Annotated in this window: 15 protein-coding genes; 2 read left to right on the top strand and 13 right to left on the bottom strand. The window is 39.2% G+C overall.

Going from position 1 to position 14714, the window contains the following annotated elements:
• The first annotated feature begins 215 nt into the window (after nt 1–215).
• On the top strand, nt 216–1007 hold the full coding sequence (locus NYE35_RS15350) for a hypothetical protein (protein WP_076105639.1): 792 nt from the start codon (nt 216–218) through the stop codon (nt 1005–1007).
• Nucleotides 1008–1077: 70 nt separating this feature from the next.
• On the opposite strand, the gene NYE35_RS15345 is transcribed toward NYE35_RS15350, so the two are convergent.
• The 8 genes from NYE35_RS15345 to NYE35_RS15310 all read right to left on the bottom strand — a co-directional run bounded on the left by NYE35_RS15345 (nt 1078) and on the right by NYE35_RS15310 (nt 9951).
• On the bottom strand, nt 1078–1344 hold the full coding sequence (locus tag NYE35_RS15345; protein ID WP_038570858.1) for a CD3324 family protein: 267 nt from the start codon (nt 1342–1344) through the stop codon (nt 1078–1080).
• Between the two features lie 188 nt (nt 1345–1532).
• Nucleotides 1533–2927, bottom strand: a complete 1395-nt coding sequence (locus tag NYE35_RS15340) for a protoporphyrinogen oxidase (protein WP_341121529.1) — start codon at nt 2925–2927, stop codon at nt 1533–1535.
• A 144-nt stretch (nt 2928–3071) separates the two neighbouring features.
• Nucleotides 3072–5675, bottom strand: a complete 2604-nt coding sequence (locus NYE35_RS15335; protein WP_339825849.1) for an ABC transporter permease — start codon at nt 5673–5675, stop codon at nt 3072–3074.
• Nucleotides 5672–6355: an ABC transporter ATP-binding protein gene (locus tag NYE35_RS15330; protein ID WP_036678042.1), complete on the bottom strand. Its 684-nt coding sequence runs from the start codon at nt 6353–6355 to the stop codon at nt 5672–5674. The genes NYE35_RS15335 and NYE35_RS15330 overlap by 4 nt, the downstream gene beginning before the upstream one ends.
• A gap of 95 nt (nt 6356–6450) precedes the next feature.
• Nucleotides 6451–7452, bottom strand: coding sequence for a sensor histidine kinase (locus tag NYE35_RS15325; protein ID WP_076179845.1), 1002 nt, complete (start codon nt 7450–7452; stop codon nt 6451–6453).
• Nucleotide 7453: 1 nt separating this feature from the next.
• Entirely contained in the window at nt 7454–8137 is a 684-nt protein-coding gene (locus NYE35_RS15320) for a response regulator transcription factor (protein ID WP_036678046.1), read from the bottom strand.
• Between the two features lie 35 nt (nt 8138–8172).
• Nucleotides 8173–8973, bottom strand: a complete 801-nt coding sequence (locus tag NYE35_RS15315) for a GNAT family N-acetyltransferase (protein ID WP_341121527.1) — start codon at nt 8971–8973, stop codon at nt 8173–8175.
• A gap of 210 nt (nt 8974–9183) precedes the next feature.
• Complete coding sequence (locus NYE35_RS15310) at nt 9184–9951, bottom strand: SDR family NAD(P)-dependent oxidoreductase (RefSeq protein WP_036678050.1); 768 nt, start codon at nt 9949–9951, stop codon at nt 9184–9186.
• A gap of 257 nt (nt 9952–10208) precedes the next feature.
• Here NYE35_RS15310 and NYE35_RS15305 point away from each other — a divergent pair, with 257 nt between their 5' ends.
• Complete coding sequence (locus tag NYE35_RS15305) at nt 10209–10817, top strand: TetR/AcrR family transcriptional regulator (RefSeq protein ID WP_038570842.1); 609 nt, start codon at nt 10209–10211, stop codon at nt 10815–10817.
• 103 nt (nt 10818–10920) lie between these two features.
• On the opposite strand, the gene NYE35_RS15300 is transcribed toward NYE35_RS15305, so the two are convergent.
• The 5 genes from NYE35_RS15300 to NYE35_RS15280 form a co-directional block, all read right to left on the bottom strand.
• A complete protein-coding gene (locus NYE35_RS15300; RefSeq protein ID WP_038570840.1) occupies nt 10921–11238 on the bottom strand; it encodes an iron-sulfur cluster biosynthesis family protein in 318 nt (105 codons plus the stop codon).
• A 32-nt stretch (nt 11239–11270) separates the two neighbouring features.
• A complete protein-coding gene (gene ilvB / locus NYE35_RS15295; RefSeq protein WP_094901326.1) occupies nt 11271–12950 on the bottom strand; it encodes a biosynthetic-type acetolactate synthase large subunit in 1680 nt (559 codons plus the stop codon).
• A gap of 201 nt (nt 12951–13151) precedes the next feature.
• Complete coding sequence (locus tag NYE35_RS15290) at nt 13152–13610, bottom strand: DMT family transporter (protein ID WP_094901328.1); 459 nt, start codon at nt 13608–13610, stop codon at nt 13152–13154.
• 40 nt (nt 13611–13650) lie between these two features.
• Nucleotides 13651–14076 carry a DMT family transporter gene (locus NYE35_RS15285; RefSeq protein ID WP_036678064.1) on the bottom strand — a complete coding sequence of 142 codons (426 nt, stop codon included), beginning with the start codon at nt 14074–14076 and terminating at the stop codon, nt 13651–13653.
• Nucleotides 14077–14266: 190 nt separating this feature from the next.
• Nucleotides 14267–14668, bottom strand: coding sequence for an NUDIX hydrolase (locus tag NYE35_RS15280; RefSeq protein ID WP_036678067.1), 402 nt, complete (start codon nt 14666–14668; stop codon nt 14267–14269).
• Between the last annotated feature and the right edge of the window lie 46 nt (nt 14669–14714).

Here is a 14714-nt window from a genome sequence, read left to right as displayed (position 1 = left end):
TCAAAAAATACAGGTTGTCGCCCTATCTATCTTTATATTTGACTTCATTTAATTCAGTAATCCATTCCCAATCGATGTATAGAGATTTAAGCACAAAAAGTAGTTGGTATTTGAGAAAAAACACTTTATAGTAAAACTCAGGGAGGAATAGTAAGTTTATGGAATACGGGATTGCTACCAGTAAATACAAAATCAATAGATAAGGATGATTGAAAATGAAAAGGTTTGGTCGATATTTGATACTATGCACTATGGTTATTGCTCTATTAATGCCATCCACTGTGTTTGCTGCTGATAAGAAATTGCTCAACGAAGCGAGTATTACTTTGTCTAGTGATGTTATTCCCGTGGGTGGAACCACAAAAATAAAAGTTCGCTTACTAGCTGAAATGACCAGTCTTACATATGCAAAATTGACACCTGAAGTTTCTGATGAATCTATACTTACCATTGAATTGGATGGTTACTCAGATTATATTATTACAGGAGTTCAAGAAGGTTCTGCAGAAGTAGTCTTCAACATTCCTGGTTGGTCTGAAGAAAGATTCCCTATTACCGTTCTATCTGAGGCAGATTATGAAGAAAAGATGAAAACGCCACAAGAAGTAATAGATTTCACAACCTATTCTAATCAAATAGCAGCGATTTTTAAATTTGACGAAATTGCCTCTGAGGCATATGTAAAGAACAGAATAGATACAGGTAACAATCGAAAACAACGCTATACAGCGTTTAATAATGTGATCATTCCCAATTACACTAAGTTGGTAATAGAGGCGAAAAAGATCAAAGCACCCAATACAGAATTGCAGGCGTTACATGAAATCTATTTAAAAGCGATTAAGTTGCAATTAGAAGCAATGACAATGATGAAAGAAGCACTATACAAAACAAAGGTTTCTAGTACAGCTATTAATGCCGCAAATAAAAAGATGGATGAAGGCGTGAAGTATGAAGGACAGTTTGTAGATGGGATCAATAAATATCGGAAAAAATATGGTATTTAAGATTAAATTATAATTAAATTCCAAAAACCACGTCAGAGTTTCCTCTAACGTGGTTTTTTTGGATGATAAGCTATTTTTTTGAATAAACAATTTTCTTGATACTATCTCTAGAAAGGCAATATTCATCTGAAAGCTGGTCAACCGTTGCACCAACAGCAAATCTTAGACAGATTTCGATATTTCTAGATCTTAAGTATTTTCTGCTCCCTGATTTTTCGCCCCATTTTACATGTGATTCTTCTGGCTTAGGGATATAAACCATACCACCGTTGATATATTTCTGAATTTCCTCTAATAATTCTTTTGGGAAAATCGTATCTGCATTTACATATTTCATAATCGCTCTGCTCCTTAAACTTTTTAATGAGTTTGAAGGTAGCAAAGTCTATTCTGTAAACAACCCATGCACACTGCACTAGCGGTAAACTCAATTTTTCGCTCTATACAAACAACCGCCGTTGTTTATAAGTCTAGACTTTGCATAGAGCTGATCGCTAATCTTCTCACGATTGTACACCCTCCTTTTTATTGTATAGTTACTTGTTCCAAAATACGCTCAGCTGTCTTTTCTCCATTCGCAATACAATCCGGAATACCAACTCCATAATAAGAGCATCCGGCAAGGATAACATTAGGATACCTATCTGTCATCTTCTTCTCTAAGGATATTACAATTTGATGATGAAGTTTATGGTAATTTGGCATTACATCATGCCATTTGGTCACATCATAGGTAGCTGGCTGTCCTGTTATCCCGAGACTGGTCTGTATATCTTTCAAAGCCACCTTCAATAGTTCCTCTTCAGATAGCTTGATCAACGAATCATAATGAGGGTTTGAGCTCTTATAAAAGAGTCTGACAAGCAAACGCTGTTGTCCTGACGTATGCTCCCACTTGCGACTTGTCCACGTACACGCATTACATAGAACATCATCGCTGTTGGCAGTGATGAACCCTGTGCCATTCGCAGGCAACTGACTATCAGGGATATTAAATCCTAAATATACACTAATCATTGAACTATTATATAACTGATTGAAATCTTCATTTAGTTCTTCGTCTTGAAGTAGCGCTTGTGCAGTAGAATGCATCGTTCCAAGTACGACAACATCGGAGTCTATGATTCGTCCATCTGCCAAAGTTACCCGGTACTGCTCTCCACGTTTCTCAATTCTCTCGGCACGAATCCCTTTGATGATCTCCGAATTAGAAAGATGTTCTTCCATAGAATCGATCAAGGCAGATACACCTCCCTTGAATGACATGAACTTCTTATCGCCATTTCCTTGAAATTTGGCTTTATTAGCGGATAAACCCTGAATAATACTGCCGTATTCATTCTTATAATCAATCAAATAAGGCAGTGTCGAGGCAATTGTAAGTTCACTCAACTTCCCGGAATATACACCTGAAAGAACAGGTGAAATTTGCTTCTCGACAAGTTCCTTTCCTAAAAAAGCTTCTAGAAAATCACCCACGGAATCGTTTTTCGTAAACTTATTATTGGGTGTGTAGAAATCTTTGAGTGCTTCAACCTTTCCTTCAGCTGAGATCAGTTCTGTTGTAGCAAGCGACTCCATACTGAGTGGAATGCCAAAGACTGCATCTTTAGGAATTTGCTTCAGCTTACCTTCCGTATAAATAAAGGATATTCCTGTCGCGTTATATACGACCTCATGTTGTATACCCAATTCTTCAATCAGAGGTGCAACATTCGTTTTGCGGGTGACCATAGAATCTGCCCCAGACTCCATAATGAAGTCTTCTTGTTTTAGTGTTCTGATTTTGCCGCCCAGTCTATCGCTGGCTTCAACCAAAATAATTTTTACATCTAGCTTGTTATGCTCAATAGATTTCTGTAAATAGTAAGCGGTAGACAATCCAGTAATTCCCCCGCCTATCACGACAACTGTTCTCAATTCGTTGACACCTACCTCGTGGTTATAATCTGTATCAATTCAATTGTGTACATTATATCATAGGAATTTATAAGAATTTACATACCAACGTGTCAGATATGACACAAAAAAGCCGCGTTAAACGCGGCAATGATGGGCTAATAATTATATATTTTCCTGTTTTAATGCATCAATAATGTTCTCTTTTTTCACTTTTGAGCTTGAATATAACATGGCTGCGCTAACGATGATAAATACAGCCGCTATGACACACAAGATACTCATCCACGGAAGTGTGAATCCATAAGAGAAGCTATTCATCATTGATCTATAGATCAAGTACATAATAACTATACTAATCGGAAGCCCATAAAGTAATGACTTTATTCCATAAAAAACACTTTCGTAATTAATCATTTTATTAAAACCATTTGGCGTCATCCCTACAGACTTCAGCATCGCAAACTCTCTTTTTCGAAGGGATATGCTAGTTGATATCGTATTGAAAATGTTCGCAATCGATATTAAAGTAATTAAAGCAATAAAACCATAGGTGAAAATAGACATTAACATGATCATCTGCTCACTATTTTGTCTATTTTGATACACATTTTGAACATAGATATTACGCTCTTTCATTTCCTCTATGGCTTGCTGTGTCGCTAATGGGTCTGTGCTGTTCAAGTTAAGCCGACTTTGAATATCTTTACTCATCGTATCATTTGTTAGTTTATCGAAGACTTGTTCAGAGACGATGATGTTTATTCCACCAACCATTGCTGAATGTACACCCATGGGACGTTTATCAGTTAGAGCGGCAATTTTTACGGGTAATAAATCCGTCTCTTTTTTTGTATCCCAATCCGTATAAAAAAGATCAAGCTTTTGGCCGACTTCAGAGTGAAAAGCTTTGGTCTCGACAATTTTTTTGGCTTTCTCATCCTCAAAAGTAACCGTATCATTCACAATAGCAGTCATCTGATCAAGCTTCGTTAGTTGTTCATAATTTGTGCCGACCGTTTCTGCATAGGTTTTCAAACTCTGTTCATTTAGTGCATAAATCTGAATGTAGTAAGGATATTTCCCGTTCTTTAGAACACTCTTATCCGCCTGCACAATCTCTTGCAATTCTTTCGCCATATTTTTTTCATCAATCCATGAACTCACACTAAGTTCCCTAGTCACATTATATTCCGTTATATTAGGTAATTTGGATATCGATTTCGTCAACCGATCCACTTTTTGAGCGTCCTCAGTCCCCATATATACTTGGATATCATAGTTCAACCCATCCTGTGAGAGTTCTACCGACCTTGTCATATTAGAAGTGAACGCTGATACAGATAAAAACAAAACGATACTAATGACAAGTGAGAACACGGTTGCTTGGTACCTGCGTTTATTTCTCTTTAAATTCTTCAAACCAATTTCTGCTTCAATACCAAACAATCTGCGCACGAACTTGGATGTTTTCACAGCTTTACCAGAGAGCCTAACATCGGTTGTTTGTCTGATCGCATCAATAGCCGAGATCTTTGAAGCCTTTCTGGCTGGAAGATAAGTGGATATAAAAATTGTCAGTATTGAAACTAAACAAGCGGTTAGTAGAGACAGAGGTGTAACAACTAACGTTAATTTTTCTGTTATGCCTAATACATCTTGAATCATTGAATTGATAAACATAAAAGTGATCCCGATGCCTGCTATTCCGCAAATGATCCCAATGGGGATACTAATTAAACCGATAATCATTCCTTCAAAAAACACTGAATTCTGCTTCTGCCACTTTGTAGCCCCTACGCTGGAGAGCATCCCTAAATGACGTGCACGCTCCGAGACAGAGATCGCAAAAGCATTATAGATTAATGAAACGGAACCAATGATAATCACAACCATAATGATCACTGACAATGAAAGAAGTGTGTTACGTAAGCCATCGTTATTCGTCACACCATAGTAGCGGAGCAGACTATTATTATAAGAGATCGACTCGATATTGTTTTCTTTTGCCAATTCCTCTGCATGCTTGTATATGGAGCTATCCACCTTGTTTAATACTACCGTCGCTGTGGTTTTTTCGGCTGCTCCAATCAAGCTTTCATCCACATAACTTAAGGCAGTATAGCCCGGAGACCATGTTGGTTCCCAAGTAGGACGCTTTATCACTCCCACAATCGTATAGTTCATTGTTTTTTTATGAATAATCTTTTCAAGCAGGGTGTCCTCTTCAGTCCGTAATCGTTCATTCTGAGATAGGGGTTGGCCACTATTTTCATCATCGCTAGTGACACGTTCACCAACATCAAGCGTTAAAGTTTCCCCCATCTTGTAAGGGACTTTTGCATTCTTTGCAATCTCCTCAGAAATGACTACTTCGTGGTTTGTCTTCGGGAGTCTACCTTCCAGCAGTTCAATCGGAAATTGTTTAAAACCAGCTGCATTATATTCCTTGATATACCAATAAGGTTTATTCTCATTCTTCCCACCCTCTAAAGGGGCGTAACCACGATCGTTGGAGATCACTAGTGCTTTTGTCGCATCATCTGTTTCTATCGCTTTGAGCTGAGCTTTAGTAACATTTCTATATTGGACATGCCATTCTCCATTTGTCGAGATACTTTGCTTCTTCATTAATTCCATAAAAGAAAAACCTAAGGTCGCGACAGCCGTTACCATAGCTACAGAAATAATGACTCCAATGATAGTAACCAATGTTCTTCGCTTATTCTGTTTCAAATGTCTTATAGTTAATTTGTTTACGATATTCACGGACGAATCACCTCATCTTTAGCGATCCTTCCATCTTCAATAGTAATGACCCGATCTGCTTGCAAGGCAATACGTTCATCGTGAGTAATAACAATAAGTGTTTGATTGTACGTTTTATTAAACATTTTTAATAATTCAATAATTTCACTACTATTCTTGCTATCTAGATTACCAGTTGGCTCATCTGCCAGCATAATTGCAGGATTACTAATTAACGCTCTGCCTATGGATACCCGCTGCTGCTGTCCGCCTGATAGCTGATTCGGCAGATGTTTTAAACGATTGTCCAGATTCAACGCCTTCACGGTATCCGCAAACTGTTTCTTATCCACCTTATGCTGATCGAGCAGTAACGGTAGTGTGATATTCTCTTCGACCGTCAACACCGGTATGAGATTATAGAACTGATAAATCAGACCAATTTGTCTGCGTCTAAAGATCGCCAGCTGTGTTTCATTCAAATCGTAAATATCCGTGTTATCTACAAATACTTTGCCGCTTGTCGGTCTATCCACTCCACCTAATAAATGCAGAATGGTTGATTTTCCTGAGCCAGATGGTCCGATAATCGCTACGAATTCACCTTTTTTAATTGAAAACGATACGTCATCCAGAGCCTTTACTGCAGTCTCGCCTTTACCATATGTTTTAGACAGATGTTCAATCTTTAAAATATCCATTGTTAGACCTCCATTTGTTGATGAGATCAGTATATCTGTCTACAATGACTCTCCAGTGACTCTTAAGTGACATTCTAGTCACTAAGCCATAAGTGTTAAATCACTTGCTTGTAAAATTTGATCTGAAATTGTGTACCCTTTCCTACTTCACTCATCACATCAATCGTTCCGTTTTGTTCAGTGATAATACTTTGCGCCAAGGCAAGTCCAATTCCAACGCTGTCTTCGTTTGCATTTGTCCCCTTGTAGAATCGTTTGAAAATATAGGGGATCTCTGCCTTAGGAATTCCTTTGCCATTATCAGTAATGACAATTTCCGTGAACAGCGTGTTTTCTGCAAAAGAAATCGTGATCACTCCCCCAGCAGGTGTATGCTCTACACAGTTTTTCAGAATGTTAATGATGGCCTCTGTGGTCCAATTGAGATCACCTATGAATGAGCTAGCGTCTTCTCCTTCGATTAAGATCCGTTGCTCCTTAATATCCATAGGAATCAGTATGGGCTCCATAGATTTCTGAACAAGCCTCTTTACTTTTATTGAATCTTTTTTAAATTGAATGGTTCCGGCATCGATCTTTGAGAACTTTAATAATGAAGAAACCAGCCAGCCAATCCGATCGAGCTGAAGGCTGATTTTCCGCGTAAATTCTATTCTTTTCTCAACGTTCAGTTCAGGGTCGCTTAATAAATCTGCCATCACGGTCATGGAGGTAAGTGGTGTTTTGAGCTGATGGGAGATGTCGGAGATCGCATTGGTAAGCTTTATTTTATCCTCTTGCAACAGCAAACGCTGCTCCGATAACATCAACGTCACCTTATAAATATCATTTTTCAGGATACTAAGCTCGCCTTCCTGATTATCACGAACATCGAGCGAATAATTACCGCTGCTAATTTGACGTAGATACCCTGAAAGCTTCTCAATTTCGCGGTATCTCCAGCGGGTAAATAATAAACAACAACCTATAAGCAGAACTGAAGTTAGCGCCGTGATCCCCATCGCCCCTGATGAAATAAATGCCGTTACTATAATCGCCAGAAGGCTGATCGTAGACATCGTTAGTAATAACCATCTAAATTCTTTGTTACGTAACATCCTAATCACCAACCTTATACCCTAAACCTCGTACTGTTTTGATTAAGGTGGGCTCTTGCGGGTTATCCTCTAACTTTTCCCGTAAGCGTTTAATATACACAGACAATGTATTATCATTTACAAATTCTCCGGCGACATCCCAAATCCGCTCTAACAATTGATTTCTGGAAAGGACTTGTCCCACATGATTAGCAAATATCAGAAGCAGACGATATTCTAATGCTGTTAGCAGAACTTCATTGCCGTTCTTATAAACTTTTCCTTCTAGCGTATTAATCCGTACATTCTCTAGTTCAAAATTAGACGGGGTCTGAGCCTGCTTGTTATATCTCCTTAACACCGATTTAATGCGTGATAACAGCTCACGAATCCGAAATGGCTTAGTTATGTAATCGTCTGCTCCCATATCAAGTCCCATCACTACATTGACCTCATCATCAATCGCAGTTAAAAAGATGACCGGAATATCGCTCCGTTCCTTCACGATCTTACACAGATCATATCCGCTGCCATCCGGTAGAGAGAGATCAAAAATGCAAAGTGTTACTTCAGATATCTGCTCCGCCAACACCCTCCTAGCAGAGGTTGCATCATAACATAAAATAGTTTCAAAATGATCCTGCTGCAAGGAATATTCAAGTCCTGACGCAATGGTTCTATCGTCCTCTACGAGCAATATTTTCATATATGTTCATCCTAACCTAATAATTTGCGAAACCGTCATATTGAAAAAGCGCTACACTTATATTGATGAATTTGCTGAAATCCTAAACGAAGAGCTAGCTTTTGGGAAGCTTCATTATCTAATGAACAGTCCCAATAAGGTGTAAAACCATTTGCAAGTATATCTCCCGCTACTAAAGCCGCTAAATGGGTCCCCACTCCTCTATTCTGATACTTGGAGAGGGTTTCAATTCCGATAGCATGAGTATCCACAGTAACGAAACTAGAATAACATACACCAATGATCTCAGCTCCCTCAATAGCAGCACATCCATAGCCTGTTGCCTTAAAGTCTTTTTTCGATGACCAGAATAAATCAATATTCTCATGTACAAATTCCATGTGCTTTAAATCTAAGTTCTCCCAATCCTGTATTTTAAGATTTATAGTTCTAATCCCATTATTAAGGGACTCAGCGGGCTTGTGGAATAACTTGAACACCATTTGTTCAAAAGGATATAGCTTCCTAGAAGGAAACATCAATGCCAGATTCCATTCATCGTGTTGACCTGAGACTTCAAAATACTCCAGCCCAAGCTTTTTCATCCTCGGTGCAATATGACTGGATACATAACTATCTAAGCTTTTGATAAATATCTCATTGGTGTGATCGCCTATAATATAAAATCCTTGCATCCCCTTACTCCATACCAATGCGCTTTTCGGTGTTACAAGTTGATCTACAAAAATCCAGCCCGGATTATTTCCCTCGATGATGGAGAGAATTTCAGGATGAATAAGAGCACCTGTAAGTAACGGTTTCACTTCAATAAAATCCTGTTGAGATAATTCAAGCATATGAACACTCCTCGCCAACAATTTATCTAAATAACTGAGCAATACTTAAAAGAATAATTCCCCTTTGTATATTCTATAAGATAATTCAACAGATTGCTTATTATTAAATCCGATCCGGGTATCCTAAATAAAAAAGAATTGAACCCAATGCTTAACGCACAGGCCCAATCCTTTATTTGGAGTATCCATAATGACCGAAATCAGCTTGCATTATTGACCTATCATACCACCGTCGACTGTATATAGAGAACCCGTTACGAATGAAGCCTCATCCGACAGAAGGAAGTTCATCACAGCGGCAACTTCTTGCGGTTCACCGTAGCGACCCATTGGTGTTGCAGCTTCGTTAGCTGCCTTGTATTCTTCTGCACTTCCGAAATTATTCTCAATTTTACGCATCATTTGTGTATTGATCGTTCCTGGCAGTACCGCATTAACACGAATGCCAAGTGGTGCAAGCTCATTTGCAGCTACGCGAGTCAGACCAATTACAGCATGCTTAGACATAATGTAAGGGGCCATGCCTGGTGCGCCCATGAGTCCTGCCAGAGAAGAAGTGTTCAGAATAGCACCTGAGTTTTGTTTTTTCATCACAGGAATTACATAGTGTAGTCCAAGAAATACACCACGTACATTGACGTTGTATACAAGATCAAGTGCTTTGACGTTAAGCTCTTCGATTTGACCTGCTGGACCTTCAATTCCGGCATTGTTTGCAAAATAATCAATGGCACCAAATTTTTCTACCGCTTTATTAACATAATTCTGAACGTCTTCTTCATTAGAGACATCCGCAGCTACAGCTAAAGAGTTAGATTCATTTAAGCCTAAATCTTGGATAACATTTTTTATCGCTTCTTCATTCAGATCGACAAGTACAAGATTCAGTTTACGATCAGACAATCGACGGGCAAGCTCCTTACCGATTCCTCCTGCAGCTCCAGTAATTACAGCAGTTTTTACATATGATTCACTCATTGTATATTCGCATCCTTTGTTATGAATTGGCTATATATTATAGTCTTAGGAGATGGGATAACCTATCTCTATTACTAGAGTACACCCCATTAGTTAATCTGTTCAATAATCAGAATTTTAATCAATGTCGCCTAACCAACAGAACTGATCTCTGTGTTTACTTATGTCTAAATCTTGAACATTGGCTGATCTTTTGTTACTTTTAAAGTAGGAATTATAAATGAACGATAAAAAGATCATAGCTGGGGGTAGTTTTTTTGATACAGGAAGAGCATGAAGACAGAAGAACCAGAAGAACACGCCAAGCTCTGAAATCTGCATTCGTTGAACTAATATTGGAAAATAGTTATGATTCAGTTACGATATTGGACGTGACTAATCGAGCGGATTACAATCGAGGGACTTTTTATAAGCATTTTGAGAGTAAAGAGGCTTTGCTTAAGGAAATACATGATGAATTTCTACAGGGCATAGGTGAAGCGCTAATAGACCCTTATGAGGGATTGGATCGTATTGAGGCAACAGAGGTTTTCCCTTCCATTTTGCAATTGTTCGAATATATTGAGGGGCATAAAGCTGAGTTTTTGGCCTTATCCGCTGTGGAACGTGGGAAAATGACTGTTGAACTGTTCGACCGTTTACGGGAATCCATGCGTGAGGATATGCGGATTGAGATAGAAGCTGATGCTGCTCCCGTGGATTATGAAATTATGTTGAGTTACCAAATGTCTGCTACAGTAGGTGTCATTATGCACTGGGCTGAAGTCAATTTCAAATATTCGGCGAGCTATATGGCAGAACAGTTAATTACACTGGTTAACAGCAAAATAGACCATATAGCGTTTATGAAAAAATCAAATGGATAAGAAACGAAACGCAAGCAGCTAATACGGAAACAAAAATTCAAGAAACCAGAGCATTGAGAGATGATCTCAAATGCTCTGGTTTTTTAGTGTAGCAGTGCTCTACTCAGCGAATATCTTTTACTCGAATATTATTTCCTAACAGACTGGCATCACTACTTAATTTAAATGTAGGGTAATTTGCATCTGCTTCAAGTCGCATCTGTTCATCAAATAAAGATTCCTGTTGACGATCAACAAAAAATGTAAAAGGCTCTTTCTGAACTTCAATATCTGTAGCATAGGGTTCACTAATGATCTGAATTACGATCACGCCATTACAACCACAACCCTCTGTATCGAAGAACAATTTAAAATCACCTGGCCGTTCCCCAAGGTTCTCTTTTAACTTATCTACTGTTAGTGCGTTTAGTTCTATGTGCATAAGATACTCTACTCCTTATTTTGTAATTTAGACTACCCTTCAATCGATTCATCGTTGCTTGCCCCAGGCGGGACAATTGGATAGACATTTGTTTCTTCGATGACATCAAATTCCATAATAGCAGGACCTTCGGTATTCATAGCATGTTGGATTATGGCTTTAGCCTCTTCTTTAGTGCTGGCTTGATAACCTTGTGCACCAAAGGATTTAGCGAGTGCGGCAAAGTCAGGTGAACTAATCTGTACGGCTGAGTATCTTTTGTTCAAGAATAGTTCCTGCCACTGACGCACCATTCCTAAATAACCATTTTTCAAAATAACTACTTTTACATTGAGCTGCAAATCTACAGCTGTCATGATTTCCTGCATATTCATTTGAAAGCTTCCATCCCCACTTATACATACAACCTGCCGTTCCGGAAAAGCAACTGCTGCTCCAATAGCTGCAGGAAACCCGTAACCCATAGTACCCAATCCTCCAGAGGTTAGAAAGGTACGCGGCTTTTTAAAATTATAGTGATGTGCTGTCCAGATTTGATGTTGTCCTACATCCGTGGAAATAATAGCATCGGAGACAGTTGCATGATCAACGTACCGAATAACGTCTTGAGGTGTCAATCTCGATTCATGATGATCTCTAAATGGTTGAATTGGACATCTGCTCCATTCATTGATCTGGTCATGCCATTCAGGAATCTTTCTATCTGATAAGCGATTAAGCATTTCCTGTAATACGTTTGTTATAGAATCACAAAGAGCTAGATCCATCTCTATATTTTTATCAAATTCAGCTTCATCTATGTCCACTTGGATTTTATACGAATGAGGAGAGAACGCTCTGCGTTTTCCTGTTACACGATCACTAAATCTGACGCCTAGACAAACTAGAACATCAGCTGCTTGTATAGCGCGGTTCGCGGCCACCGTTCCATGCATACCTACCATTCCTAAGTGCAATGGATGATCAGATGGAAACGCCCCTATACCCATCAGAGTAGAAGCAACTGGAAGATCGAGACGTTCTGCCAAATTAAGCAATAAGGAAGGGGTTTCACCTGCTACACATCCCCCGCCGATCAATAGTAAGGGTCTGGCAGCATTCCGAAGTTTCTCCGCCATCGTATCCAAGTCATTCCCATTAGACTGATTAGCAACTGAATATCCACGAATAGAAACAAATGATTGTTGTTCGGAAATTTCGTATATTATTGGAGTTGTGTCCATCATAACATTTTTAGGCAGATCAATAAGAACAGGGCCAGGACGTCCTGTAGTTGCCAAATAAAAAGCTTCATCAATGATGCGTGGGAGATCACTCTTATTCATTACTATGTAATTATGCTTCGTGATGGACATGGTCATGCCATAAATATCAACCTCCTGAAAGCTGTCTAATCCAATCATATCCGTGGGGACCTGACCAGTTAGTACAATCAGTGGAATGGAGTCCATAAAAGCTGTCGCTATTCCAGTTATAGCATTGGTGGCTCCAGGACCACTAGTTACGAGTGTAACGCCTACACTTCCTGTCGCTCTCGCGTAACCATCTGCGGCATGTACTGCAGCCTGTTCATGCCGTACTAAAATATGCTCTAATCCTTCACAATCGAACAATGCATCATATACAGGCAGTACGGCCCCACCGGGGTAACCAAAAATCGTTGAAACACCTTTCCTCAATAACAAGTCTACTAACAATTCCGCTCCCGACATTAGATAATTTCTCCTTTCCTTCTATGCTCCAGATTTACTGCTTTGGCAAAGTATAAATCGATTTTCTTCTCCTCTCGTGTGACTGCCATCACTTCTAATTTGACAGTCATGCGTCCGAGAATAGGTTATTCATAACAAAAAAAAGCATGAACCCTATGGGTCCACGCTTACAAATTTATTAGCTCTATTTAGAGGATTGATTTAAGCCGACTTTTGAGTCTCCCGGGCACCGCCTAGCTTAAACACTAGAATACCGCCAACAATCACAAGTACTCCGACCAACTGCTTCCAAGTGAAAGGAACCTTCTCAAGCCCTAACCAGCCGAGGGAATCCCACAATAAAGCGAATCCAAGCTGAGAGATTAACACGATAGAGATCGCATAGGTTGGTCCAAGCCGCTTGGTCCCTTGCACGAGACAGATTACAACTCCCACTCCGATCAATCCGCTGATCCAATACCAGGGCTCCATGTTTCGCAAAGTAAATATACGGTTGCCTTCAAAGATAAGACTCATGATAAAAGAAGCCAGAAATCCCATGCCTAACACTAATGTCGTTGTAGCCCAAGATCCAACCTTCTCATTAACCTTCGTATTAAATATATTTTGCAGGCTCACTAGTGAGCCCGCCATAAGCGCTAATATCAAACCTATAATCATAACTTCACTCCTCCATTTATCGATTGTCCATCAGGATCATTTAGAATTTCAGGATCACGACGCCAGCAATCATTAACGCGATACCGATAAATTGTGGCAGTCTCATCTTTCGTTTTTCCATCCCGAACCAGCCTTTAATATCGATGATGAAGGTCAAGCATAGCTGAGCAATCAGCAATGTGGATATCGTAAACGTTACACCAATCTGCTGAATAGCTGTTACCTCACTGAAAATAATGACTGCGGCAAAGGCGCCGCCAATCAAATATAAAGGTTTTACCTGTTTAAAGCCCTGTGATTTGCCATCTCGGACGAATAGCAGGATTAATAAGGACATTATAAACCCAGTTAGCTGTGTAATTGTCGCAGCTTGCCAAGTCCCAATATCTTGACTAATTCGAGCATTAGATACTCCTTGCAGAGTGATACAAGCCCCCGCTAAAAACGCAAATATAATTCCTCTCATTTCTCTCTCTCCTCAACTTCGATCTCTTACATATTAAAAAGCAATTCAGGCCTTTAAAAAAGGACATCTGTCCTAAACCAAAATAAACGATGTTGTTGCCCCTATAAGCCTTTCGTATATTTTCAAAAAAAAGACCGCCTCAAGCCATCTCTTAGGCTTAAAACGGGCTTTCAGAACTTTAAATTGTAGATTAGGAAAGTAATTTATGCTCATGCAATTGATCAAAAATGATCTGTGTAACGACTGAAACTCGATTTCGATCCTTATAAGATAACCAGGATAACTCATCAATTTCCGACGCAGGACTAAGTGAACCTTCAAAATCCGCGATATAACATGTCATTTTAACTATTACGCCTTCCTCTTTACCGTGAGCTTCCGCTTCAAAGGTTCCAAAATAGGAGATGGTTTCTGGTTTAATACGAACAGAGATCTCTTCCTCGATTTCGCGCACGAGCGTCTCCTCGTCTGTTTCTCCAGCTTCTCTTTTTCCTCCAGGCAAATAATAGGTATCTTTCCCTGTGGAACGCGCACACAAAACTTGTCCATTCTGAATATGAATCCATGCAATTTTATCAATGATAGTAGTCATACAGTTCTCCCCATATTTTTTCTGATAATTATATCATACAGCCAAG

The organism is Paenibacillus sp. FSL L8-0494, assembly GCF_038003695.1.
GTDB lineage: Bacteria > Bacillota > Bacilli > Paenibacillales > Paenibacillaceae > Paenibacillus_AQ > Paenibacillus_AQ odorifer.
The sequence above is the reverse complement of the archived record's forward strand: the minus strand, read 5'-3'. Positions and strand labels throughout refer to the sequence as shown.

Excerpts from the sequence above, each read along its gene's own strand:
- NYE35_RS15350 (WP_076105639.1), top strand. The coding sequence starts at position 216 with ATGAAAAGGTTTGGTCGATATTTGATACTATGCACTATGGTTATTGCT.
- NYE35_RS15345 (WP_038570858.1), bottom strand. The coding sequence starts at position 1,344 with ATGAAATATGTAAATGCAGATACGATTTTCCCAAAAGAATTATTAGAG.
- NYE35_RS15330 (WP_036678042.1), bottom strand. The coding sequence starts at position 6,355 with ATGGATATTTTAAAGATTGAACATCTGTCTAAAACATATGGTAAAGGC.
- NYE35_RS15325 (WP_076179845.1), bottom strand. The coding sequence starts at position 7,452 with ATGTTACGTAACAAAGAATTTAGATGGTTATTACTAACGATGTCTACG.
- NYE35_RS15320 (WP_036678046.1), bottom strand. The coding sequence starts at position 8,137 with ATGAAAATATTGCTCGTAGAGGACGATAGAACCATTGCGTCAGGACTT.
- NYE35_RS15315 (WP_341121527.1), bottom strand. The coding sequence starts at position 8,973 with ATGCTTGAATTATCTCAACAGGATTTTATTGAAGTGAAACCGTTACTT.
- NYE35_RS15310 (WP_036678050.1), bottom strand. The coding sequence starts at position 9,951 with ATGAGTGAATCATATGTAAAAACTGCTGTAATTACTGGAGCTGCAGGA.
- NYE35_RS15300 (WP_038570840.1), bottom strand. The coding sequence starts at position 11,238 with ATGCACATAGAACTAAACGCACTAACAGTAGATAAGTTAAAAGAGAAC.
- ilvB (WP_094901326.1), bottom strand. The coding sequence starts at position 12,950 with ATGTCGGGAGCGGAATTGTTAGTAGACTTGTTATTGAGGAAAGGTGTT.
- NYE35_RS15290 (WP_094901328.1), bottom strand. The coding sequence starts at position 13,610 with ATGATTATAGGTTTGATATTAGCGCTTATGGCGGGCTCACTAGTGAGC.
- NYE35_RS15285 (WP_036678064.1), bottom strand. The coding sequence starts at position 14,076 with ATGAGAGGAATTATATTTGCGTTTTTAGCGGGGGCTTGTATCACTCTG.
- NYE35_RS15280 (WP_036678067.1), bottom strand. The coding sequence starts at position 14,668 with ATGACTACTATCATTGATAAAATTGCATGGATTCATATTCAGAATGGA.